At 55.6% G+C, this 23,431-nt stretch carries 19 protein-coding genes and 1 tRNA gene; 16 read left to right on the top strand and 4 right to left on the bottom strand.

Annotated elements, in window-relative coordinates:
• From NQ012_RS10355 to NQ012_RS10405, 11 genes are all read left to right on the top strand, one after another.
• A partial coding sequence (locus NQ012_RS10355) for an EF-Tu C-terminal domain-related protein (RefSeq protein WP_257067523.1) occupies positions 1 to 575 on the top strand: 575 nt, incomplete at its 5' end.
• A 7-nt stretch (positions 576 to 582) separates the two neighbouring features.
• Positions 583 to 658 (top strand) — tRNA-Trp (locus tag NQ012_RS10360).
• Positions 659 to 829: 171 nt separating this feature from the next.
• A complete protein-coding gene (gene secE, locus NQ012_RS10365; RefSeq protein ID WP_257067524.1) occupies positions 830 to 1,279 on the top strand; it encodes a preprotein translocase subunit SecE in 450 nt (149 codons plus the stop codon).
• A gap of 2 nt (positions 1,280 to 1,281) precedes the next feature.
• Positions 1,282 to 1,818 carry a transcription termination/antitermination protein NusG gene (gene nusG / locus NQ012_RS10370; protein WP_085366658.1) on the top strand — a complete coding sequence of 179 codons (537 nt, stop codon included), beginning with the start codon at positions 1,282 to 1,284 and terminating at the stop codon, positions 1,816 to 1,818.
• Between the two features lie 122 nt (positions 1,819 to 1,940).
• A complete protein-coding gene (gene rplK, locus NQ012_RS10375) occupies positions 1,941 to 2,372 on the top strand; it encodes a 50S ribosomal protein L11 (RefSeq protein WP_085366660.1) in 432 nt (143 codons plus the stop codon).
• Complete coding sequence (gene rplA / locus NQ012_RS10380; protein WP_257067525.1) at positions 2,372 to 3,067, top strand: 50S ribosomal protein L1; 696 nt, start codon at positions 2,372 to 2,374, stop codon at positions 3,065 to 3,067. The genes rplK and rplA overlap by 1 nt, the downstream gene beginning before the upstream one ends.
• Before the next feature lie 232 nt (positions 3,068 to 3,299).
• Positions 3,300 to 3,800: a 50S ribosomal protein L10 gene (rplJ, locus tag NQ012_RS10385; RefSeq protein WP_257067526.1), complete on the top strand. Its 501-nt coding sequence runs from the start codon at positions 3,300 to 3,302 to the stop codon at positions 3,798 to 3,800.
• Positions 3,801 to 3,851: 51 nt separating this feature from the next.
• Positions 3,852 to 4,226, top strand: a complete 375-nt coding sequence (gene rplL, locus NQ012_RS10390; protein WP_085366665.1) for a 50S ribosomal protein L7/L12 — start codon at positions 3,852 to 3,854, stop codon at positions 4,224 to 4,226.
• A 256-nt stretch (positions 4,227 to 4,482) separates the two neighbouring features.
• A complete protein-coding gene (rpoB, locus tag NQ012_RS10395; RefSeq protein WP_257067527.1) occupies positions 4,483 to 8,661 on the top strand; it encodes a DNA-directed RNA polymerase subunit beta in 4,179 nt (1,392 codons plus the stop codon).
• A 214-nt stretch (positions 8,662 to 8,875) separates the two neighbouring features.
• Entirely contained in the window at positions 8,876 to 13,051 is a 4,176-nt protein-coding gene (gene rpoC / locus NQ012_RS10400; RefSeq protein ID WP_257067528.1) for a DNA-directed RNA polymerase subunit beta', read from the top strand.
• Between the two features lie 295 nt (positions 13,052 to 13,346).
• Complete coding sequence (locus NQ012_RS10405; RefSeq protein ID WP_257067529.1) at positions 13,347 to 14,687, top strand: NCS2 family permease; 1,341 nt, start codon at positions 13,347 to 13,349, stop codon at positions 14,685 to 14,687.
• Positions 14,688 to 14,795: 108 nt separating this feature from the next.
• Here NQ012_RS10405 and NQ012_RS10410 read toward each other — a convergent pair whose 3' ends face one another.
• A complete protein-coding gene (locus NQ012_RS10410; protein WP_257067530.1) occupies positions 14,796 to 15,254 on the bottom strand; it encodes a DoxX family protein in 459 nt (152 codons plus the stop codon).
• Between the two features lie 153 nt (positions 15,255 to 15,407).
• Between NQ012_RS10410 and queA the strand changes: the two genes are divergently transcribed.
• On the top strand, positions 15,408 to 16,448 hold the full coding sequence (gene queA / locus NQ012_RS10415) for a tRNA preQ1(34) S-adenosylmethionine ribosyltransferase-isomerase QueA (RefSeq protein WP_257067531.1): 1,041 nt from the start codon (positions 15,408 to 15,410) through the stop codon (positions 16,446 to 16,448).
• A gap of 126 nt (positions 16,449 to 16,574) precedes the next feature.
• Positions 16,575 to 17,825, top strand: a complete 1,251-nt coding sequence (locus tag NQ012_RS10420; RefSeq protein ID WP_257067532.1) for an NAD(P)/FAD-dependent oxidoreductase — start codon at positions 16,575 to 16,577, stop codon at positions 17,823 to 17,825.
• Positions 17,826 to 18,039: 214 nt separating this feature from the next.
• On the opposite strand, the gene NQ012_RS10425 is transcribed toward NQ012_RS10420, so the two are convergent.
• A complete protein-coding gene (locus tag NQ012_RS10425) occupies positions 18,040 to 19,008 on the bottom strand; it encodes an L-lactate dehydrogenase (protein WP_257067533.1) in 969 nt (322 codons plus the stop codon).
• 151 nt (positions 19,009 to 19,159) lie between these two features.
• On the opposite strand from NQ012_RS10425, the gene apbC reads away from it, so the two are divergent.
• Positions 19,160 to 20,239: an iron-sulfur cluster carrier protein ApbC gene (gene apbC, locus NQ012_RS10430; protein WP_257067534.1), complete on the top strand. Its 1,080-nt coding sequence runs from the start codon at positions 19,160 to 19,162 to the stop codon at positions 20,237 to 20,239.
• A gap of 106 nt (positions 20,240 to 20,345) precedes the next feature.
• Here the strand turns inward: apbC and ygiD are convergent, their stop codons facing one another.
• Positions 20,346 to 21,164: a 4,5-DOPA dioxygenase extradiol gene (gene ygiD / locus NQ012_RS10435; protein WP_257067535.1), complete on the bottom strand. Its 819-nt coding sequence runs from the start codon at positions 21,162 to 21,164 to the stop codon at positions 20,346 to 20,348.
• Positions 21,165 to 21,338: 174 nt separating this feature from the next.
• The gene (gene cyaY, locus NQ012_RS10440) at positions 21,339 to 21,665 is read right to left on the bottom strand and encodes an iron donor protein CyaY (RefSeq protein ID WP_257067569.1); all 327 of its coding nucleotides are present in this window, start codon (positions 21,663 to 21,665) and stop codon (positions 21,339 to 21,341) included.
• Between the two features lie 71 nt (positions 21,666 to 21,736).
• Here cyaY and lptM point away from each other — a divergent pair, with 71 nt between their 5' ends.
• On the top strand, positions 21,737 to 21,910 hold the full coding sequence (lptM, locus tag NQ012_RS10445; RefSeq protein WP_257067536.1) for an LPS translocon maturation chaperone LptM: 174 nt from the start codon (positions 21,737 to 21,739) through the stop codon (positions 21,908 to 21,910).
• Positions 21,907 to 23,127, top strand: coding sequence for a diaminopimelate decarboxylase (gene lysA, locus NQ012_RS10450; protein ID WP_257067537.1), 1,221 nt, complete (start codon positions 21,907 to 21,909; stop codon positions 23,125 to 23,127). The genes lptM and lysA overlap by 4 nt, the downstream gene beginning before the upstream one ends.
• Positions 23,128 to 23,431: the final 304 nt, after the last annotated feature.

Raw genomic sequence — 23,431 nt, forward strand, 5'->3', positions numbered from 1 at the left:
AGCGTGCCGTAGACAAACCCTTCCTGCTGCCGATTGAAGACGTATTCTCAATTTCCGGCCGCGGCACCGTGGTAACCGGCCGTGTAGAGCGCGGTATCATCAACGTAGGCGACGAGATCGAAATCGTTGGTCTGAAAGCCACCCAAAAAACCACCTGTACCGGTGTGGAAATGTTCCGCAAACTGCTGGACCAAGGCCAGGCCGGCGACAATGTAGGCGTACTGCTGCGCGGTACCAAACGTGAAGAAGTAGAGCGCGGCCAAGTATTGGCCAAGCCCGGTTCCATCACCCCGCACACCAAGTTCAAAGCCGAAGTGTACGTATTGAGCAAAGAAGAGGGCGGTCGTCACACCCCGTTCTTCGCGAACTACCGTCCGCAATTCTACTTCCGCACCACCGACGTTACCGGCGCGGTAACTTTGGAAGAAGGCGTGGAAATGGTCATGCCGGGTGAGAACGTAACCATCACCGTAGAACTGATTGCTCCGATTGCGATGGAAGACGGTTTGCGTTTTGCGATTCGCGAAGGCGGCCGCACCGTAGGTGCCGGCGTGGTATCTTCTATCATCGCTTAATTATTAGAGGCCAGTAGCTCAATTGGTAGAGTATCGGTCTCCAAAACCGAGGGTTGGGGGTTCGAGACCCTCCTGGCCTGCCAATAAAAAAATTAACCGGCCTTTGTGCTGGTTAATTTTTTACCGTTTGAAACAGGTCATTATTTTATAGCTGATACTTTCAGGCAAATAAATTTCATTGTTTATTTGTTCGGATTGCTGTTTGATGTAACGGAAGGTTGTGTTGCTGCCTTTCACTGAATATTGGAAAAGAGATGGCTGAAAATATACCGCAGGATAAGGAAGAAAAGCCCGGCCGGCTTGTGCGGACGGAAAGTAAGTTATCTGAGCGTAATCATGGTTCTGGTTCCAAGGGGCCTGATATTTTCAAGCTGGCAATCGCGGTCGCATTGGTTGCGGCGGGATTGTGGGCTTTTTATAGCGTGCAAAATTTGTCGGTATATGTGCGGGCGTTGTTCCCCGTGGCCGGTGTGATTGCAGGCTTGTTGATTGTATTTTATTGGTGTGACTTCGGCCGCCGTTTGATTGCTTATATACGCGATTCGGTTGCCGAGTTTAAAAAAGTTGTCTGGCCTCCCCGTAAAGATGCTGTTCGGACGACATTTTTTGTTGTGGTTTTTGTGGCTGTGTTGTCGTTGTTTATCTATGCGGTGGACAGTTTGATTTCATGGTTATTTTTTGATTTGTTGCTGAAGAGGGGATAAAAATGTCTAAACGTTGGTATGTTGTACAGGCTTATTCCGGCTTTGAAAAAAACGTGCAAAAAACTTTGAAAGAGCGTATTGCGCGTGAAAATATGGGTGACTACTTCGGGCAGATTCTTGTGCCGGTGGAAGAGGTGGTTGATATTAAAAACGGTCGCAAAACCATTAGTGAGCGTAAGTTTTTCCCCGGATATGTGTTAATTGAAATGGAAATGACCGATGATTCCTGGCATTTGGTAAAAAGTACGCCAAGGGTTTCCGGTTTTATCGGTGGAACCGCTAACCGCCCGATGCCGATTTCTCAAAAAGAAGTTGATGCTATTTTGCAACAAGTTCAAACCGGTGTAGAAAAGCCGAAACCTAAGGTTGAATTTGAAGTCGGGCAGCAGGTTCGAGTAAATGAAGGCCCGTTTGCCGACTTTAACGGTATTGTTGAAGAAGTAAATTACGAGCGTAACAAACTGCGTGTCTCGGTGCAGATTTTCGGTCGGGAAACACCTGTTGAGCTTGAATTTAACCAAGTGGAAAAAATCCAGTAGCAATCGGTTAAATTGTCGGTAAACAGATTGATATTATATTTTTTACAAAGTATAATGTTCGGTCTGTTTTTTGGGGAGCGAAGCTTTTTCGCGCTATACCCGTTTATTAGGAGCTATTTAAAGTGGCAAAGAAAATTATTGGTTACATCAAACTGCAGATTCCTGCAGGTAAAGCTAACCCCTCTCCTCCGGTTGGTCCGGCGTTGGGTCAGCGTGGCTTGAACATCATGGAGTTTTGTAAGGCATTTAATGCCGCGACTCAATCTATGGAGCCGGGTTTGCCGATTCCTGTGGTGATCACGGCATTTGCAGACAAATCATTCACATTTGTGATGAAAACTCCGCCTGCTACTATTTTGCTGAAAAAAGCAGCAGGTTTGCAAAAAGGCAGTTCAAATCCGTTAACCAACAAAGTGGGTAAAGTAACCCGCGCACAGTTGGAAGAAATTGCAAAAACCAAAGAACCCGATCTGACAGCTGCCGACTTAGATGCTGCTGTTCGCACGATTGCCGGTTCCGCCCGCTCTATGGGCTTGGATGTGGAGGGTGTGTAATGGCTAAGATTTCCAAACGTTTGAAAGCATTGCGTGCCTCCGTAGAAGCCAACAAGCTGTATGCGATTGATGAGGCGATTGCTTTGGTGAAGCAGGCTGCCACTGCGAAATTCGACGAGTCTGTTGACGTTTCTTTCAATTTGGGTGTGGATCCCCGTAAATCAGACCAAGTTATCCGTGGCTCGGTTGTATTGCCCAAAGGTACCGGTAAGGTAACTCGCGTTGCTGTATTTGCCCAAGGTGCGAATGCCGAAGCGGCTAAAGCGGCCGGTGCGGATGTAGTAGGCTTCGAAGATTTGGCCGAAGAGGTGAAAAAAGGCAATCTGAATTTCGACGTGGTGATTGCTTCTCCCGATGCTATGCGTATTGTCGGCCAGCTGGGTACGATTTTGGGTCCCCGTGGTTTGATGCCGAACCCGAAAGTGGGCACCGTAACGCCGAATGTGGCTGAGGCAGTAAAAAATGCCAAAGCAGGCCAAGTGCAATACCGTACTGATAAAGCAGGTATCGTGCACGCAACCATTGGCCGTGCTTCTTTTGCCGAGGCTGACTTGCGTGAAAACTTCGATGCTTTGTTGGATGCCATTGTGAAAGCCAAACCTGCCGCCGCCAAAGGCCAATATTTGCGTAAAGTGGCTGTGTCCAGCACCATGGGTTTAGGCGTGCGCGTTGATACTTCAAGCGTAAACAGCTAAAAATTTTCAGACGGCCTATGCGGCTGTTAGGGTGTAGGCCGTCTGAATTTGGGCTACTTAATTTTTAAGTAGATGTCCAAGACCGTAGGGATCGCAAGATTTAATCGTAACTGCCCTACGCAGACGGTAGTCCTGAATCGAATAATCAAGTATTTCTTGTGAAATGTCTTTTTAGGTTGCCGCGCTGGTGAAATACGATTGTATTTCTTTGTTTAACAGTGGGAGGTAGACCTTGAGTCTCAATATTGAAACCAAGAAGGTGGCCGTTGAAGAGATTGGTGCAGCGATTGCCAATGCACAAACTCTGGTGGTTGCCGAATATCGCGGTATCAGTGTTGCCAGCATGACAGAGCTTCGTGCCAATGCCCGTAAAGAAGGCGTGTATCTGCGCGTTCTGAAAAATACATTGGCCCGTCGCGCAGTAGAAGGTACTTCATTTGCCGGTTTGGCAGACCAAATGGTTGGTCCGCTGGTTTATGCCGCTTCTGAAGATGCCGTAGCTGCTGCAAAAGTGCTGCATCAATTCGCGAAAAAAGACGACAAAATCATTATCAAAGCCGGTTCTTACAATGGCGACGTGTTGAACGCCGCCCAAGTAGCCGAGTTGGCATCTATTCCGAGCCGCGAAGAGCTGTTGTCCAAACTGCTGTTCGTTATGCAGGCGCCTGTTTCAGGCTTTGCCCGCGCCTTGGCTGCCCTGGCTGAGAAAAAAGCTGCTGAAGAAGCCGCTTGAGCATTTTGTTTCGATTGAAATTTTTAATACAATATTTGGAGTTTAAATAGCATGGCTATTACTAAAGAAGACATTTTGGAAGCAGTTGGTTCTTTGACCGTGATGGAACTGAACGACTTGGTTAAAGCTTTTGAAGAAAAATTCGGCGTTTCTGCTGCTGCCGTTGCTGTTGCCGGTCCTGCCGGTGCCGCTGCCGGTGCTGCCGCTGAAGAGAAAACCGAATTTGACGTAATCTTGGCTTCTGCCGGCGACCAAAAAGTTGGCGTGATCAAAGTGGTTCGTGCAATCACCGGCTTGGGCTTGAAAGAAGCCAAAGACATGGTTGACGGCGCTCCCAAAACCGTTAAAGAAGGTGTTTCTAAAGCTGAAGCTGAAGACATCCAAAAACAACTGGAAGAAGCCGGCGCGAAAGTCGAAATCAAATAATCCCGTTGTGGCGAATAAAGGCTGGCAGATTCTGCCAGCCTTGTTTTGCTTTTTATTGGCGAAAGTTAAAATATTTACATTTATTAACATTAAATTCCTGCTTTTATTGAAAATAAATGTAAATATTTTAAGGTGCGGTGATTTTTGCAAAAAAAACAGCTTGAATACGCAACCGCCCCTATTTCCGAGTGCTGCCGGGCTTGCGGCAGCTTCAATATCTTGATTTTAAAAAGCCCTCCCTATCCTGGAGTTTTCTATGAGTTATTCTTTTACCGAGAAAAAACGTATCCGTAAGAGTTTTGCCAAGCGGGCCAATGTGTTGGACGTGCCGTTTTTGCTGGCAACTCAGCTGGATTCTTATTCCAAATTTTTGCAGTTGGACAAACCGTTCGACCAGCGCAACGATGACGGCCTTCAGGCGGCCTTCAACTCTATTTTCCCGATTGTGAGCCACAACGGTTATGCGCGTTTGGAGTTCGTGCACTACACCTTGGGCGAGCCGTTATTTGATATTCCCGAATGTCAGTTGCGCGGCATCACTTATGCCGCTCCGTTGCGCGCACGCATCCGTTTGGTGATTTTGGATAAGGAATCTTCCAAGCCCACGGTAAAAGAAGTGCGCGAAAACGAAGTGTATATGGGTGAAATCCCGTTGATGACGCCCAGCGGTTCGTTTGTGATCAACGGCACCGAACGTGTGATTGTGTCGCAGCTTCACCGTTCGCCGGGCGTGTTTTTCGAGCACGACCGCGGTAAAACACATTCTTCCGGCAAGTTGTTGTTTTCTGCGCGTATTATTCCCTACCGCGGCTCTTGGCTGGATTTTGAGTTCGATCCGAAAGACTTGCTGTATTTCCGTATCGACCGCCGCCGCAAGATGCCGGTAACCATTCTGCTGAAAGCCTTGGGCTATAACAACGAGCAGATTCTGGATACTTTCTACGACAAAGAAACTTTCTATCTTTCTAAAAACGGCGTGCAAACCGATTTGATCGCAGGCCGTCTGAAAGGCGAAACCGCCAAACTCGATATCGTTGATAAAGAAGGCAATGTATTGGTTGCCAAAGGCAAACGCATTACCGCCAAAAACATTCGCGATATCAGCAATGCCGGCCTGACCCGCTTGGACGTTGATCCCGAAAGCCTGTTGGGTAAAGTGTTGGCGACCGATTTAATCGTGCCCGACACAGGCGAAGTGTTGGCCGTGGCCAATGACGAAATCACCGAAGAGCTGTTGGCAAAATTCGATATCCACGGCATCGAGAAAATCGAAACCCTGTATATCAACGAATTGGATCAGGGCGGCTACATTTCCAACACCTTGCGTACCGACGAAACCGCCGACCAGCAAGCTGCGCGCGTGGCGATTTACCGCATGATGCGCCCGGGCGAGCCGCCCACCGAAGAGGCGGTGGAGCTGTTGTTCAACCGTTTGTTCTTCAATGAAGACAGCTACGATTTGTCGCGCGTAGGCCGTATGAAATTCAACACCCGCACCTACGAGCAGAAGCTGAGCGAAGCACAGGCCGAGTCATGGTATGGCCGTTTGCTGAACCAAACCTTTGCCGGCGCGGCTGAAAAAGGCGGCTATGTATTGAGCGTGGAAGACATCGTGGCTTCCATCGCCACCTTGGTCGAGCTGCGCAACGGCCACGGCGAAGTGGACGACATCGACCACTTGGGCAACCGCCGCGTACGTTCGGTAGGCGAACTGACCGAAAACCAGTTCCGCAGCGGCTTGGCGCGTGTGGAGCGTGCCGTGAAAGAGCGTTTGAACCAAGCGGAATCGGAAAACCTGATGCCGCACGATTTGATTAACGCCAAACCCGTTTCCGCTGCAATCAAAGAATTTTTCGGTTCCAGCCAGTTGAGCCAGTTTATGGACCAAACCAACCCGTTGTCGGAAATCACCCACAAACGCCGCGTATCGGCGCTCGGCCCGGGCGGTTTGACCCGCGAACGCGCAGGCTTCGAGGTGCGCGACGTACACCCGACCCACTACGGCCGCGTGTGTCCGATTGAAACGCCCGAAGGTCCGAACATCGGTTTGATCAACTCGCTGTCGGTATTTGCCCGTACCAACGAATACGGTTTCTTGGAAACCCCCTACCGCCGCGTGGTGGACGGCAAGGTTACCGACGAAATCGACTACTTGTCGGCCATTGAAGAAGGCCGTTATGTGATTGCACAGGCCAACGCCGAATTGGATTCAGACGGCCGTTTGACCGGCGACTTGATTACCTGCCGCGAAAAAGGCGAAACCATTATGGCCACCGCCGACCGCGTACAATATATGGACGTGGCAACCGGCCAGGTAGTGTCTGTGGCCGCTTCGCTGATTCCGTTTTTGGAACATGACGACGCCAACCGTGCCTTGATGGGTGCGAACATGCAACGTCAGGCCGTGCCGTGCCTGCGCCCCGAAAAACCGATGGTAGGTACCGGTATCGAGCGTTCGGTAGCCGTTGACTCGGCCACCGCCATCGTGGCCCGTCGCGGCGGTGTGGTGGAGTATGTGGATGCCAACCGTATCGTCGTGCGCGTGCATGATGACGAAGCCACCGCCGGCGAAGTGGGTGTGGACATCTACAATCTGGTGAAATTCACCCGCTCCAACCAATCGACCAACATCAACCAGCGCCCCGTGGTTAAAGCGGGCGACGTGCTGCAACGTGGCGACGTAGTGGCCGACGGCGCATCCACCGATCTGGGCGAACTGGCTTTGGGTCAGAACATGACCATCGCCTTTATGCCGTGGAACGGTTACAACTATGAAGACTCGATTCTGATTTCGGAAAAAGTGGCCGCCGACGACCGCTACACCTCCATCCACATCGAAGAGCTGAACGTGGTGGCGCGCGACACCAAATTGGGCGCGGAAGACATTACCCGCGATATTCCCAACCTGTCGGAGCGTATGCAAAACCGTTTGGACGAATCGGGCATCGTGTATATCGGTGCCGAAGTGGAGGCAGGCGACGTGCTGGTGGGTAAAGTGACCCCCAAAGGCGAAACCCAGCTTACCCCCGAAGAAAAACTGCTGCGCGCCATCTTCGGCGAAAAAGCATCCGACGTGAAAGACACCTCGCTGCGTATGCCCACCGGTATGAGCGGCACCGTAATCGACGTGCAGGTGTTTACCCGCGAAGGCATCCAGCGCGACAAACGCGCCCAGTCGATTATCGATGCCGAGCTGAAACGCTACCGCCAAGACTTGAGCGACCAGCTGCGTATTTTCGACAACGACGCTTTCAGCCGTATCGAGCGCATGATTGTCGGCCAAAAAGCCAACGGCGGCCCGTTGAAACTGGCCAAAGGCAGCGAAATCACCGCCGAATATCTGGCCTCCCTGCCGAGCAAGCACGATTGGTTCGACATCCGCATGAGCGACGAATCGCTGGCCAAACAGCTCGAACTGATTAAAGTCAGCTTGCAGCAAAAACGCGAAGAAGCCGACGAACTGTATGAAATCAAGAAGAAAAAGCTGACCCAGGGCGACGAGTTGCAACCCGGCGTGCAAAAAATGGTGAAAGTGTTTATTGCCATCAAACGCCGCCTGCAAGCCGGCGACAAAATGGCCGGCCGCCACGGTAACAAAGGCGTGGTATCGCGCATTCTGCCGGTGGAAGATATGCCATACATGGCCGACGGCCGCCCCGTGGACATCGTGTTGAACCCGTTGGGCGTACCGAGCCGTATGAATATCGGCCAGATTCTCGAAGTGCACTTGGGTTGGGCGGCGAAAGGCATCGGCGAGCGCATCGACCGTATGCTGGCCGAGCAGCGCCAAGTAGGCGAAATCCGTGCCTTCCTGAACCAGCTGTATAACGGCAGCGGCAAGCAGGAAAACCTCGACGAGTTGAGCGACGACGAAATTCTGTCATTGGCCGCCAACTTGAAACGCGGCGCCACCTTCGCCTCGCCGGTATTCGACGGTGCCAAAGAAAACGAAATTTACAGCATGTTGGATTTGGCCTACCCGAACGAAGACCCGGAAGTGCAGAAGCTCGGCTTTAACGACAGCAAAACCCAAATCACCCTCTACGACGGCCGTTCCGGTGAAGCGTTCGACCGCAAAGTTACCGTCGGCGTGATGCACTACCTGAAACTGCACCACTTGGTTGACGAGAAAATGCACGCCCGCTCGACCGGCCCGTACAGCCTCGTTACCCAGCAGCCGTTGGGCGGTAAGGCGCAGTTCGGCGGCCAGCGTTTCGGTGAGATGGAGGTGTGGGCGCTCGAAGCCTACGGCGCCGCCTACACGCTGCAAGAGATGCTGACCGTGAAGTCCGACGACGTAACCGGCCGTACCAAAATGTATGAAAACATTGTTAAAGGCGAGCACAAAATCGATGCCGGTATGCCCGAATCCTTCAACGTATTGGTTAAAGAGATCCGTTCGCTGGGCTTGGATATTGATTTGGAACGTTATTGAGCAACAGGTTTTCAGACGGCCTGAAAAGCACAGAGGCCGTCTGAAAACAGCACGCAGGCCAAACCGGGCCGAACCGGCAATTAACTATGCCGCATCGGCAAAACGGCGTGAAAAAGCCGTATGGGCGGTACAGGCCGTCTGAAAAGCCCGAGCGTGCAACCCGAATCAAAATATCCGTATTGCTGCAAAAAATACTTCCTTCTAAGGAGCCAAAATGAATTTAATGAACCTGTTCAATCCGCTGCAATCCGCCGGCATGGAAGAGGAATTCGACGCCATCAAAATCGGCATCGCCTCACCCGAAACCATCCGCTCGTGGTCTTACGGCGAAGTGAAAAAACCCGAAACCATCAACTACCGCACCTTCAAACCCGAGCGCGACGGTTTGTTCTGCGCCAAAATCTTCGGCCCGGTAAAAGATTACGAATGCTTGTGCGGCAAATACAAACGCCTGAAATTCAAAGGCGTAACCTGCGAAAAATGCGGCGTGGAAGTTACCCTTTCCAAAGTTCGCCGCGAACGCATGGGCCACATCGAACTGGCTGCCCCCGTTGCCCACATCTGGTTTTTGAAATCGCTGCCCTCGCGTTTGGGCATGGTGTTGGACATGACCCTGCGCGACATCGAGCGCGTGCTGTATTTTGAAGCCTATGTGGTTACCGACCCCGGCATGACCCCGCTGCAACGCGGCCAGCTGCTGACCGAAGACGACTATTACACCAAGCTCGAAGAATACGGCGACGATTTCGACGCCAAAATGGGTGCCGAAGGTATCCGCGAACTGTTGCGCACGCTGAATATCGCTTCGGAAGTGGAAATTCTGCGCCAAGAGCTGGAATCCACCGGTTCAGACACCAAAATCAAAAAAATCGCCAAACGCCTGAAAGTGTTGGAAGCCTTCCAGCGCAGCGGCATGAAGCTCGAATGGATGATTATGGATGTGTTGCCGGTGCTGCCGCCGGATTTGCGCCCGCTGGTGCCGCTCGACGGCGGCCGTTTCGCCACGTCTGATTTGAACGACTTATACCGCCGCGTCATCAACCGTAACAACCGCCTGAAACGCCTGTTGGAACTGCACGCGCCCGACATCATCGTGCGCAACGAAAAACGCATGCTGCAAGAAGCCGTCGACTCTCTGCTGGACAACGGCCGCCGCGGCAAAGCCATGACCGGCGCCAACAAGCGCCCGCTCAAATCGCTGGCCGACATGATCAAAGGTAAAGGCGGCCGCTTCCGTCAAAACCTGTTGGGTAAGCGTGTGGACTATTCCGGCCGTTCCGTGATTACCGTCGGCCCCTACCTGCGCCTGCACCAATGCGGCCTGCCCAAGAAAATGGCGCTGGAGCTGTTCAAACCGTTTATTTTCCACAAACTCGAAAAACAGGGTTTGGCTTCGACCGTGAAAGCCGCCAAAAAACTGGTGGAGCAAGAAGTGCCCGAGGTTTGGGACATCTTGGAAGAAGTGATCCGCGAGCACCCGATTATGCTCAACCGTGCGCCGACCCTGCACCGTTTGGGTATTCAGGCGTTCGAGCCGATTCTGATCGAAGGCAAAGCCATCCAGCTGCACCCCTTGGTGTGCGCCGCGTTCAACGCCGACTTCGACGGCGACCAAATGGCCGTTCACGTTCCGTTGAGCCTGGAAGCGCAAATGGAAGCGCGCACGCTGATGCTGGCTTCCAACAACGTATTGTCGCCCGCCAACGGCGAGCCGATTATCGTACCTTCGCAAGACATCGTATTGGGCCTGTATTACATGACCCGCGACCGCATCAACGGCAAAGGCGAAGGCAGCCTGTTTGCCGACGTGAAAGAAGTGCACCGCGCCTACCACACCAAACAGGTGGAGCTGGGCACCAAAATCACCGTGCGCCTGCGCGAATGGGAACGTAACGAACAAGGCGAGCTGGAGCCGGTGGTGAAACGCTACGAAACCACCGTGGGCCGTGCGTTGCTGAGTGAAATCCTGCCCAAGGGCTTGCCGTTTGAATATATTAACAAGGCTTTGAAGAAAAAAGAGATTTCCAAGCTGATTAACGCCTCGTTCCGCCTGTGCGGCCTGCGCGACACCGTGATTTTCGCCGACCACCTGATGTATACCGGTTTTGCCTATGCGGCCAAAGGCGGCATCTCCATCTGCGTGGACGATATGGAAATCCCGAAAGAAAAAGCCGCCCTGCTGGCCGAAGCGCAAGGCGAAGTGAAGGAAATCGAAGACCAATACCGCCAAGGTTTGGTAACCAACGGCGAGCGCTACAATAAAGTGGTCGATATCTGGGGCCGTGCCGGCGATAAAATCGCCAAAGCCATGATGGACAACCTTTCCAAACAGAAAGTCATCGACCGCGAAGGCAACGAAGTGGATCAAGAGTCGTTCAACTCCATCTACATGATGGCCGACTCGGGCGCCCGCGGTTCGGCAGCCCAGATCAAACAGCTTTCCGGTATGCGCGGCCTGATGGCGAAGCCCGACGGCTCGATTATCGAAACGCCGATTACTTCCAACTTCCGCGAAGGCCTGACCGTATTGCAATACTTTATCGCCACCCACGGTGCGCGTAAGGGTTTGGCCGATACCGCCTTGAAAACCGCCAACTCGGGTTACCTGACCCGCCGTCTGGTGGACGTTACCCAAGACTTGGTGGTGGTGGAAGACGACTGCGGCACTTCAGACGGCTTCGTGATGAAAGCCGTGGTACAGGGCGGCGATGTCATCGAACCGCTGCGCGACCGTATTCTTGGCCGCGTAACCGCTGCCGACGTGGTGGATTCTTCCGGTGAAACACTGGTGGAAGCCGGCACGCTCTTAAACGAGCAGTTGGTGGATTTAATCGACCAATCCGGTATCGACGAAGTGAAGGTGCGTACCCCGATTACCTGTAAAACCCGCTACGGCCTGTGCGCCCACTGCTACGGACGCGACTTGGCGCGCGGCAAACTGGTGAACACCGGCGAAGCCGTCGGCGTGATTGCCGCCCAGTCTATCGGCGAACCGGGTACCCAGCTGACCATGCGTACCTTCCACATCGGTGGTGCCGCATCGCGTGCCGCCGCCGCCAGCCAGGTGGAAGCCAAATCCAACGGCACCGCCCGCTTCAGCAGCCAGATGCGTTATGTGGCCAACAACAAAGGCGAGCTGGTGGTGATCGGCCGCTCTTGCGAAGTGGTGATTCACGACGAAATCGGCCGCGAGCGCGAGCGCCACAAAGTGCCTTACGGCGCCATCCTGCTGGTGCAGGACGGTGCGGCGGTGAAAGCCGGCCAAACGCTGGCCACCTGGGATCCGCACACCCGTCCGATGATTACCGAGCATGCCGGTTTGGTGAAATTCGAAAACGTGGAAGAGGGCGTAACCGTTGCCAAACAAACCGACGATGTAACCGGTTTGTCCACGCTGGTGGTGATTGACGGCAAACGCCGTTCGGCCTCTACTTCCAAACTGCTGCGCCCGACCGTGAAACTGCTCGACGAAAACGGCGAGGAAGTATGCATTCCCGGCACCAACACCGCCGTTTCGATGGCCTTCCCCGTGGGTGCGGTGATTACCGTGCGCGAAGGTCAGGAAGTGGGCAAGGGCGACGTGCTGGCGCGTATTCCGCAGGCTTCTTCCAAAACCCGCGATATTACCGGCGGTCTGCCGCGCGTGGCCGAGCTGTTTGAAGCCCGCGTACCCAAAGATGCCGGCATGCTGGCCGAAGTAACCGGCACCGTATCGTTCGGTAAGGAAACCAAAGGCAAACAGCGCCTGATTATCACCGATGTTGACGGCGTGGCTTACGAAACCCTGATTTCCAAAGAGAAACAGATTCTGGTGCACGACGGCCAAGTGGTGAACCGCGGCGAAACCATCGTCGATGGAGCGGTCGATCCCCACGACATCCTGCGCCTGCAAGGAATCGAAGCGCTGGCACGCTATATTGTGCAAGAGGTGCAGGAGGTTTACCGCCTGCAAGGTGTGAAGATTTCCGACAAACACATCGAGGTAATCATCCGCCAGATGCTGCGCCGCGTGAACATCGCCGATGCGGGCGAAACCGGCTTCATCACCGGCGAACAGGTAGAGCGCAGCGACGTTACCCTGGCCAACGAAAAAGCCGTTGCCGACGGTAAAGAGCCGGCACGCTACGAAAACGTGCTGCTGGGTATCACCAAAGCCTCGCTTTCGACCGACAGCTTCATTTCGGCCGCTTCGTTCCAAGAAACCACCCGCGTGCTTACCGAAGCCGCGATTATGGGCAAACAGGACGAACTGCGCGGTTTGAAAGAAAACGTGATTGTCGGCCGTCTGATTCCTGCGGGCACCGGCCTGACCTACCACCGCACCCGCCGTCAGGCATGGCAGGCGCACCACGAAGCCGAAGTGGCCGAACAGGTGAAAGAGGCCGAATAAGCCGTATCGAAACGCAGACACCGGTTGCGAAAGCAGCCGGTGTTTTTTTTATGGCGGAAAGGCCGTCTGAAATGCTTAAATCCCGTCATACCCGGGCTTAACCCGAATCTCTCAAGTTGCCGAAACCCAAGATATTCAGGCCAAGCCCGAATAAGCGGTTTAACCGCAACCACGCGGCAGCCGAACGGCGTTTTTGCCGCAGCAGCTCTAAAAATCTTTTCTATCCAGTCGCTTAAATCTTCGGGTAAATCCGTTATAATGCGCGCCTGTTTTACTTTTTTTAACCAGAACCATCATGAATACTTCGCAAAACGGCCTCTTGGAGCGCCTGTTCAAACTCAGCGAGCACGGCACCACCGTGCGCACCGAGCTGCTGGCCGGCCTGACCACTTTTCTGGCGATGTGCTACATTGTTATCGTCAACCCGCTGATTCTTTCGGAAACCGGCATGGATATGGGCGCGGTTTTCGTGGCCACCTGTATTTCCGCCGCCATCGGCTGCCTGATTATGGGGCTGCTGGCGAATTATCCGATTGCGCTGGCGCCCGGCATGGGCTTGAACGCTTATTTCACCTTCGCCGTGGTCAAAGGCATGGGCGTACCGTGGCAGGTTGCCCTCGGCGCCGTGTTTATGTCAGGCATCATCTTTATTTTGTTCAGTTTTTTCAAAGTGCGCGAAGCGATTGTGAACGCGCTGCCGATGAGCCTGAAAATGTCGATTGCCGCCGGTATCGGCCTGTTTCTTGCCCTGATTGCCTTAAAAGGTGCGGGCATCGTGGTGGACAGCCCGGCCACGTTGGTGAAAATGGGCAATTTCTATGTGGAGGAAAACGGCGCCAAGCTGCCCAACTGGCCGGTTTTGCTCACCTTTTTGGGTTTCGTGATGGTGATTGTGCTGGATTACTTTCGCGTGCGCGGCGCGATTATCCTCACCATCTTGGCGTTAACCGGCATTGCCGCCGCATTGGGTTTAACCGAGTTTAAAGGCGTGGTCGGCCAGATTCCGAGCATCGCGCCCACCTTTATGCAGATGGATTTCAACGGCTTGTTCAACATCAGCATGATCAGCGTGATTTTCGTGTTTTTCCTGGTGGATTTGTTTGACAGCACCGGCACGCTGGTAGGCGTTTCCCATCGTGCGGGGCTGCTGGTCAACGGCAAACTGCCGCGCCTGAAAAAAGCCCTGTTTGCCGACTCCACCGCCATTGTGGCGGGCGCGGCGCTGGGCACGTCGTCCACCACGCCCTATATCGAAAGCGCGGCGGGCGTGTCGGCGGGCGGGCGCACGGGCTTGACCGCCGTTACCGTGGGCGTGCTGATGCTGGCCTGCTTGTGGTTTTCGCCGTTGGTGCAGAGCGTGCCCGCGTTTGCCACCGCGCCCGCGCTGCTGTATGTGGGCGTGCACATGATGCGCAGCGCCACCGATATCGACTGGAACGACATCACCGAAGCCGCACCTGCGTTTCTCACCATTGTGTTCATGCCGTTTTCTTATTCGATTGCCGACGGCATCGCCATGGGCTTCATCAGCTACGCCGTTATCAAACTCTTGTGCGGCCGTGCCAAAGACGTGCCGCCGATGGTGTGGGTGGTGGCGCTGGCGTGGGCGGCCAAATTCTGGTTTTTGGGCGCATAAGCCCGTCGGCGACACGCTCTGGAAAAAAGGCGGAGGTTTCCGCCTTTTTTGCTTTTCAGACGGCCTCAAGGTATTTTTGCAAAGGTCTCGGCCTGTTCAGAACGGTGTTTACCGCCCTTTAACAATCAGCCGGTAAATCCAAACCACGATAAATACCTGTAACGGTGTGCGCACCAGCAGATAAACCGGTCCCCACGCATTGCCGCTCATCGGAATGCGCATCATGGCTGCATAAATATTGGCAGGAAAAAACGCAATCAAAACCGTAATGGCGGCAAAAGCGGCCAACCTGAGCGTGCGGGCGAAAAAGAAGCCGGCGGCAATCGCGAATTCCAACACGCCTGTTGCATAAACCAGCAAAGTACGCTGCGGCACCCATTCGGGCAGCATCCAAGTGAACTGTTCGGTTTGGATAAAATGCCCCGTGCCGGTGAAAACAAACAGAATACCCGCTCCCCAAGCCGCTGCGGCGCGGCTGTCAAACGGGCCGAAGCCTGCCGCAGCCGACAGGCGCAGCAGCAGATAGGGCGCGGTGAGCAGCGCCAGCATAATCAAAATATTCGTCATCGGTTTCTCCTTCCGTTGGCTTTGCCGGTATTTCTCCGTGTGAAGATTGGAAAGAGGGCGGGCAGATAAGTTTCGCGTGCCGCGGGTTTCAGGCCGTCTGAAACCAAAAGCGCGTATAATACCGCCCTTTGTTAATCAGGTTTGCCTACCCAAATGCACATTTCCGATTTCGACTTCGAGCTGCCCGAAGCCTTGATTGCCCAACAGCCCAGCGCCGAGCGCGGCGGCAGCCGCCTCTTGGTTGCGCTGCCCGGTATGCCGCCGGCCGACACGCTGTTTGCGGCGCTGCCCGAATATTTGAATGAGGGCGACGTTTTGGTGTTTAACAACACCAAAGTGATGAAGGCGCGGCTGTTCGGCGCCAAAGAGAGCGGCGGCAGAATCGAAGCCTTAATCGAGCGCGTGCTCGACGGCAGCAGCGCACTGGCGCACGTGCGCGCATCCAAATCGCCCAAAGCGGGCACGGTGCTGGTGTTCGACGGCGGCATCCGCGCGGTGATGGAAGCGCGCGAGGGCGAGCTGTTCCGCCTGCGCTTCGAGGGCGGTCGCAGCGTGTACGACATTCTCGAACAAACCGGCCGCCTGCCACTGCCGCCCTATATCGAACGCGCCGCCGACGATGGCGACGACGAACGCTACCAAACCGTGTATGCCAAACATCAGGGCGCGGTGGCCGCCCCCACCGCCGGCCTGCATTTTACCGACGCGCTCCTGCAAACCCTGCGCAACAAAGGCGTGCACACGGCCGAAGTTACCCTGCACGTCGGTGCGGGCACGTTCCAGCCCGTGCGGGTGGAAAATATCGCCGAACACAAAATGCACAGCGAATGGTTTGATGTGCCGCCCGAAACCGTGGCCGCCGTTGAAGCCGCGAAGCAGCGGGGCGGGCGCGTGTGGGCGGTGGGCACCACGTCGATGCGCGCGCTCGAATCGGCCGCCCGCGAAACAGGCCGTCTGAAAGCGGGCACGGGCGACACCGATATTTTCATCACCCCGGGCTACCGCTTCAATGTGGCCGACCTCCTGATTACCAACTTCCATCTGCCCAAATCCACCCTGCTGATGCTGGTGAGCGCGTTTTCGGGCACGGAGCACATCCGCAGCATCTACCGCCACGCCGTCGAGCAGCAATACCGCTTTTTCAGCTACGGCGACGCCATGCTGCTGGGGCGGCAGGAAGATGCACTTTCTTGAAACAAAAACACCCGCGCACGGCGCGGGTGTTTTTTATTTGTTTTCAGGCCGTCTGAAAAAGTTTCAGACGGCCAGTTCGGCTTTTGACTATATAATCCGCTTTTCCCCCGAACCGCACCCGCAACCATGATGCCGCAACGTTTTTTCCACACCCTGATTATCGGCGCAGGCGCCGCCGGCATGATGTGTGCGGCGCGCACCGGCCAAAAGGGGCGCAGCGTCGCCCTGATCGACCATGCCGTGAAAATCGGCGAAAAAATCCGCATTTCCGGCGGCGGCCGCTGCAATTTCACCAACCGCAACCTCAACGGCCGCGACGGCTCGCAATATTATGTGTCGCAACAGCCGCGCTTCGTTCGCCACGCCCTGTCGCGCTACACCGCGCAGGATTTTATGAACCTGCTCGACCGCCACGGCATCGCCTACCACGAAAAACACAAAGGCCAGATGTTTTGCGACCGCAGCGCGCAAGACATCATCGCCATGCTGCAAAACGAGTGCGCCCAGGGCGGCGTGAGCTGGCACACCGGCTGCGCCGTTGCGGCGGTGTGCGCGTTGCAGGCGGAGTCGGCGGAAGGCGCACGGTTTGAAGTTCGCACCGATCAGGGCGTTTTCCGCTGCCGCAATCTGGTGGTGGCCACCGGCGGCCTGGCCGTGCCTGCGGTGGGTGCCACACCGTTCGGCTACGAGCTGGCCAAGCAGTTCGGCCACAGCATTGTTCCGCCCGAAGCCGCGCTGGTGCCGCTGCGTTTCGAGCACTGGGCGCAGCAGGGCTTCGACAGTTTGGCCGGCATCGCGCTGCCCGTGCGCATTGCAACGGGCGAAGGCAGGCAGGCCGCCGTTTTTCATGAAGACCTGCTGTTCCGCCACAAAGGTTTGAGCGGCCCCGCCATTTTGCAGGTTTCCAGCTATTGGCAGCCCGGGCAGGCGCTGCACATCGATTTGGTGCCGGATACGCGGCTGGCGCAGGCTTTGTGCGACGGCAAGCACGGCCGGAAAATCCAGCTCAACACCGCACTGAAACAGCTCTGCCCCGCACTGCCCGAACGCCTGCTCGATTTCTGGCTCGCCCGCGCCGAATTTGCGCCGTTTGCCGCGCAGAAATGGGCCGATACGCCCAATGCCGTGTTGCAGAAGCTGGGCGACAGCCTGAATAACTGGACGCTGCTGCCCAGCGGTTCGGACGGCCATAAAAAAGCCGAAGCCACCCGCGGCGGGGTGAGCGTGAAGGAAATCGACCCGAAAACGATGCAGAGCAAGTTACAAAGCGGCCTTTATTTTATCGGTGAGGTAACGGACATCACCGGCTGGCTCGGCGGCTACAACTTCCATTGGGCGTGGGCTTCGGCGGTATGCGCGGCCGAAGCGGCCGATTAACGGCCAACCGGTTTAAGGAAAACTACATCCGTCATACTCGGGCTTGACCCGAGTATCTTAAATTACCGAAAAAAATAACAGATACTCGGGTCAAGCCCGAGTATGACGCAGATTTTTAATATGCTGAAATGAATTTCTTAAAGACGTGAGGCCGTCTGAACAACTGTTCAGACGGCCTCACGCATCAGATATCAATATTTTTTCAGATGTTTTTTCAGACGGCCTTAGCCGCTAAAAATTCGTCCACCTTCAGCTGGTAGCCTTTGAGCAGGCGGGCGGATTCGGCAAACAGCGCCGATTCGCTGCTGTCCAGCGGCTTGTTGATCACACGCACCGCGCCGCGGCGGTTGATCACGGCAGGCACGCCGATATAAACGCCGTGTTCGCCGAATTCGCCTTCGAGCAGCGTCGAAACGGTAAGCACCACGCTTTGGTTGTGCAAAATGGCGTTGGATATGCTGCTCAAACCCATGCCGATGCCGAGGCTGGTGGAGCCTTTGGCTTCGATGATTTCATAGGCGGCGTTGCGCACGTTGTTGTAGATTTTTTCCATATGGGCCTTGCCGTCGGCCTCTTGCTCGAGAATCTGTTTCAGGGGCATGCCGGCGATGTTGGCGGTGCTCCAAGCGGCAATCACGCTGTCGCCGTGTTCGCCGATCATCATGGCGTCTATGCTCACGGGTGCCACTTGGAATTCGTTGCCCAAACACACGCGCAGGCGGGCGGTGTCGAGAATGGTGCCGGAGCCGATTACGCGCTCTTTGGGCAGGCCGGAAAATTTCCAGGTGGCGTAGGAGAGCACGTCCACGGGGTTGGTGGCCACCAGAAAAATGCCGTTGAAGCCCGAAGCCATCACGGCGGTAACGATGCTGTGGAACACCTTGAGGTTGTTGTCGATGAGGTCGAGGCGGGTTTCGCCGGGGCGTTGCGGCAGGCCGGCGCAGATGCAGACGATGTCGGCGTCGGAGCAGTCGGCATAATCGCCCACCGAAATGCGCGTGGGGGTGAGCGCATAGGGCACGCCGTGGCGCAGGTCGCGCGCTTCGCCTTCGGCGCGCTTGCGGTTGAGGTCGATCAATATCATATCGTCGCAATGGCCTTGGTTGAGCATCGAATAGGCGTAGCTGATGCCCACCGCGCCGGTGCCGATAATCACCACTTTGTTACCTACTTTTTTGGTCATTTTTCTATCCTTTTTTGATGTGAAGCGGTTGTTATTATAAAGGAAAGCGCTTGCAGGGGGAGAAGGCCGTCTGAAACCGCCGTTTGCCGCGCCGAGTTCTGCTAAAATACCGCCCGTTATCTATTGCCGGAATATGGCCAAAGGCGCATACATGAATATTTCAGAAATCCGAGCCGCACTGGATGCGGTTGAAATCCCCCGCAGCACCCGCACGCTGGGCGGCGAAAAGGCCGTGCAGCAGGTAGAAGCGCGTTCAGACGGCCTGCATATCCGTTTGCAGTTCGGCTTTCCCGTTGCCCACATCGGGCAGGAGCTGGCCGAACGCGTTCAGACGGCCTTAACGCCGCTCACCGGCAGCACGCCCGTTCATTTGGGCATCGACGTGGTTATCGGCACCCACAAAGTGCAGCCCGGTGTGGCCACGATTAAGGGCGTGAAAAACATCATCGCCATCGCCTCGGGCAAGGGTGGCGTGGGCAAATCCACCACCACCGCCAACCTTGCCGCCGCCATGTCGCGCATGGGCGCGCGCGTGGGCGTGCTCGATGCCGACCTCTACGGCCCCAGCCAGCCGACCATGCTCGGCGTGGCCGACGGCAAGCCTTCGCAGGAAAACCAAAAGCTGGTGCCCGTGCAGGCCGAAGGCGGCATACAGGTGATGTCCATCGGCTTTTTGGTCGACACCGACCAAGCCGTGGTGTGGCGCGGCCCCATGCTCAGCCAGGCGTTGCAGCAGCTGCTGTTCCAAAGCGAGTGGGACGACGTGGACTACCTCTTCATCGACCTGCCGCCCGGCACCGGCGACATCCAGCTCACCCTGTCGCAGAAAATCCCCGTAACCGGCTCGGTGGTGGTAACCACCCCGCAAGACATCGCCTTAATCGACGCGCGCAAAGCGGTGGATATGTTCCAAAAAGTGAATATTCCGATTTTCGGCGTGTTGGAGAATATGTCGGTGCACATCTGCTCCAACTGCGGCCATGCCGAAGCCGTGTTCGGCAGCGACGGCGGCAAAAACCTGGCCGCCAAACTCGGCGTGCCGCTGCTCGGCCAACTGCCCCTGAGCCTGCCCGTGCGCGAAGCGATGGACAACGGCACCGCGTTTGCCATGCAGCAGGCGCAGCCCGCCATCGCCGGCATCTACACCGAAGCCGCCTGGCAGATTGCATTGGCGGTGGCCGACAAAGGCAAAGATTTCAGCGGCCGCTTCCCGAGAATTGTGGTGGAATAAAGGTTTGGAGCACACTCAGGCCGTCTGAAAAACTGTTTTCAGACGGCCTGATGTTTTGCGTAAAACCGAATCGGCTTCCGAACTTTTTACGTTACGGCAAAGCGCTTCACACCGCCTCAAACAGCGCATCGTGTCCGAACACCACCGAAGTCATGCTCAGTGATTTGCCGACGATGTCGTCGTTGAAAATCTGCAACGGTTCGTCTGCACCGGCGGCACCGGCGGCATACAGCAGCGGCCACCAATGCTCGGGCGTAGGCGCGGCCAGATGCAGCGCCGGCGGGTAGGCTGCCTCATCGGTGAGCGCCTGCGTGTCGCCGTTTTCCAGCCAGCCGTTCACCAAGCTGCGCGCGCTTTCCGCCCACTCGTAGGCGTTGCCGGCTTCGTCGGGCGCGCGCCAGTCCATCAGACGCAGGTTGTGGACGATGTCGCCGCTACCCACAATCAGCACGCCTTGTTCGCGCAGCGGTGCCAAACGGCGGGCAAGCGCGAAATGGGCAGGTGCGTCGAGATGCACATTCAAGCTCAGCTGCACCACGGGAATATCGGCTTCGGGAAACACATGGCACAACACGCTCCAAGTACCGTGGTCCAAGCCCCAACCGAAATCGGCGGCCACAGCGTGTCCGCCCAGCAGCGAGCGGATTTCGGCGGCCAGCCCGGGGCTGCCCGGCGCCGGATAGCGCACATCGAACAATTCCTGCGGAAAACCGCCGAAATCGTGGATGGTGCGCGGATTCGGCATGGCGGTTACGGCGGTGCCGTCGGTACACCAATGGGCGGAAACGGCCAGCACGGCGCGGATTTCGCCGCCGTAGCGCTGCCGCAACGCTTGGCCGAGCCGGTGCCAGTTGCGGCTGTAAGGCGTGTCGCGTACGGCGTTCATCGGGCTGCCGTGGCCGAGAAATAAAACGGGCAGTTTCATGGCAAAACCTTTCTGTATCATGGAATGGCAGCAGTATAATCTTTTGTGATTGTTTGATAAATATGATTTTTATTGATTTATCTTTTCTTTTTGGGAAATTTAATCCGGCATGATTTGAGGCCGTCTGAAAACTTTTCAGACGGCCTCAAACCTTCATAGAATCAAAAATAAACGCTAACCGAACGTTTCCACCCGCACGTCTTCGCCCGCTGCGGCGCTTAATGCCTGATTGAGCACGGCGAAAAACTCGCTGCCGTCGCGGGTGGCGAGCCAGCGGCCGTTGTTTTCGGCAAAATGATAGCCGCCGCTTTTGGCGGCAATCCACAGTTCCTGATTGGGCGTGTGGCGGTTAACGATAATCTGCGTGCCGTCGCCCGCCTCGATGGTGAGCACGTTGCCGCTCAACTGGCAATCGAAATCCCAGCCGCCTTCGTCGATTTGGTCTTCGATGTGGGCAAATAAAGCATCGGAATGCTGCAAAAATTCACTTTCGGTCATGATGGCTTTGTGCGTTAAAGCGTTTTTGTTTAAGATACCGAATCTTGCCACATTAACGTGCCGAACGAAAGATGATGATGAAACCCACCTTGTTATTGGCCGCCGCCGCCCTGCTGTTGGGCGGTTGCGGCTATAAAGGCGATTTATACCTGCCCAAAGAGGGCGACGACGCCCGCTTCGGCGTGATCCAAACCGGCCTCGAGCTGCCCCAAAAAGAACCTGCCGCACCCGTGAAACAACAACCATGACCCTACATTGCGAACAAATCCCCTACGGCCGCTTGGCTGAACAATTCGGCACGCCCTTGTATGTGTACAGCCAGGCGGCGCTCACCAACGCTTTTGCTGCCTACACCGATGCTTTTTCCGCGCTTAAGCCGTTGGTGTGTTATGCCGTGAAAGCCAACGGTAACCTGAGCATACTCAAACACTTCGCCGCGCTCGGCAGCGGTTTCGACATCGTTTCCGGCGGCGAATTGGCGCGCGTGCTGGCGGCTGGCGGCGATGCGGGCAAAACGATTTTCTCGGGCGTGGGCAAAAGCGAAGCCGAAATCGAATTCGCCCTCAACGCGGGCGTGTTGTGCTTTAACGTGGAAAGCCTGCCCGAACTCGACCGCATTCAGGCCGTGGCCGAACGCCTCGGCAAAACCGCGCCGGTTTCGCTGCGCATCAACCCCGATGTCGATGCCAAAACCCATCCTTATATTTCCACCGGCCTGAAAGCCAACAAATTCGGCATCGCCTACGCCGACGCGTTGGCCGCCTACCGTTACGCTGCGGGTTTGGGCCGTCTGAAAATCGTCGGCATCGACTGCCACATCGGCTCGCAGCTTACCGATTTAAGCCCGCTCACCGAAGCCTGCGAACGCATTCTGCTGCTGGTTGACCGGCTGGCCGAAGAAGGCATCGAGCTGGAACATATCGACTTGGGCGGCGGCATCGGCATCGTGTATCACAACGAAGACGCACCCGACCTTAACGCCTATGCCCAATCCGTCGCCCGCATGATGGCGGGGCGCGGGCAGAAGCTGGTGTTGGAACCCGGCCGCAGCCTAGTGGGTGATGCGGGCACGTTGTTAACGCGGGTGGAGTTTGTGAAGCAGGGCGAAGAGAAAAACTTCGTGATTGTCGATGCCGCCATGAACGATTTGATGCGCCCCGCACTTTACAACGCCTATCACCGCATCGAAGCCGTCGAGCCGAGCAATATCAAACCGTTTACCGCCGACGTGGTCGGCCCCGTGTGCGAAACCGGCGACTTTCTCGGCCAGCAGCGCGAGTTGGCCTGCGAGGCGGGCGATTTGCTGGTTGTGGCCGGTGCGGGTGCCTACGGCAGCAGCATGGCCAGCAACTACAACACCCGCAACAGGGCGGCAGAAGTGTTGGTAAACGGCGGCGAAGCCCGCCTAATCCGCCGGCGCGAAACGTGGGAACAGCAAATGGCCAACGAAACGGCGTGTTTGTAGCGGTTGGCAAAGGTACAGGCTGAAGCCTTTGCAAAATTCCTTTCAATATCTTGGAAAAACCTGCGACATGCTCGGGCTTTGCCCGAGCATCTTTTTGTTTCAAAAGAAATAACAAATACTCGGGTCAAGCCTGAGTATGACGGGATAAAAACATTTTCAGGAGTGAACCGGCTTTTTGCAAAAGTTTCAGGCCGTCTGAAATGAAGTTGTTCAGACGGCCTGAAACGTTTCCGGCGGGGCAGGGTGCGGATACCGTTTGTAGGATTATTACGCCTTTTGTTGGCGGCTTGGCTATTTTGTTGTA

This window comes from Neisseria dentiae (assembly GCF_024580525.1).
Lineage (GTDB): Bacteria > Pseudomonadota > Gammaproteobacteria > Burkholderiales > Neisseriaceae > Neisseria > Neisseria dentiae_A.

Excerpts from the sequence above, each read along its gene's own strand:
- rplL (WP_085366665.1), top strand. The coding sequence starts at position 3,852 with ATGGCTATTACTAAAGAAGACATTTTGGAAGCAGTTGGTTCTTTGACC.
- NQ012_RS10420 (WP_257067532.1), top strand. The coding sequence starts at position 16,575 with ATGATGCCGCAACGTTTTTTCCACACCCTGATTATCGGCGCAGGCGCC.
- rplA (WP_257067525.1), top strand. The coding sequence starts at position 2,372 with ATGGCTAAGATTTCCAAACGTTTGAAAGCATTGCGTGCCTCCGTAGAA.
- nusG (WP_085366658.1), top strand. The coding sequence starts at position 1,282 with ATGTCTAAACGTTGGTATGTTGTACAGGCTTATTCCGGCTTTGAAAAA.
- apbC (WP_257067534.1), top strand. The coding sequence starts at position 19,160 with ATGAATATTTCAGAAATCCGAGCCGCACTGGATGCGGTTGAAATCCCC.
- secE (WP_257067524.1), top strand. The coding sequence starts at position 830 with ATGGCTGAAAATATACCGCAGGATAAGGAAGAAAAGCCCGGCCGGCTT.
- NQ012_RS10410 (WP_257067530.1), bottom strand. The coding sequence starts at position 15,254 with ATGACGAATATTTTGATTATGCTGGCGCTGCTCACCGCGCCCTATCTG.
- rpoB (WP_257067527.1), top strand. The coding sequence starts at position 4,483 with ATGAGTTATTCTTTTACCGAGAAAAAACGTATCCGTAAGAGTTTTGCC.
- NQ012_RS10405 (WP_257067529.1), top strand. The coding sequence starts at position 13,347 with ATGAATACTTCGCAAAACGGCCTCTTGGAGCGCCTGTTCAAACTCAGC.
- ygiD (WP_257067535.1), bottom strand. The coding sequence starts at position 21,164 with ATGAAACTGCCCGTTTTATTTCTCGGCCACGGCAGCCCGATGAACGCC.
- rpoC (WP_257067528.1), top strand. The coding sequence starts at position 8,876 with ATGAATTTAATGAACCTGTTCAATCCGCTGCAATCCGCCGGCATGGAA.
- lysA (WP_257067537.1), top strand. The coding sequence starts at position 21,907 with ATGACCCTACATTGCGAACAAATCCCCTACGGCCGCTTGGCTGAACAA.
- lptM (WP_257067536.1), top strand. The coding sequence starts at position 21,737 with ATGATGAAACCCACCTTGTTATTGGCCGCCGCCGCCCTGCTGTTGGGC.
- queA (WP_257067531.1), top strand. The coding sequence starts at position 15,408 with ATGCACATTTCCGATTTCGACTTCGAGCTGCCCGAAGCCTTGATTGCC.
- NQ012_RS10425 (WP_257067533.1), bottom strand. The coding sequence starts at position 19,008 with ATGACCAAAAAAGTAGGTAACAAAGTGGTGATTATCGGCACCGGCGCG.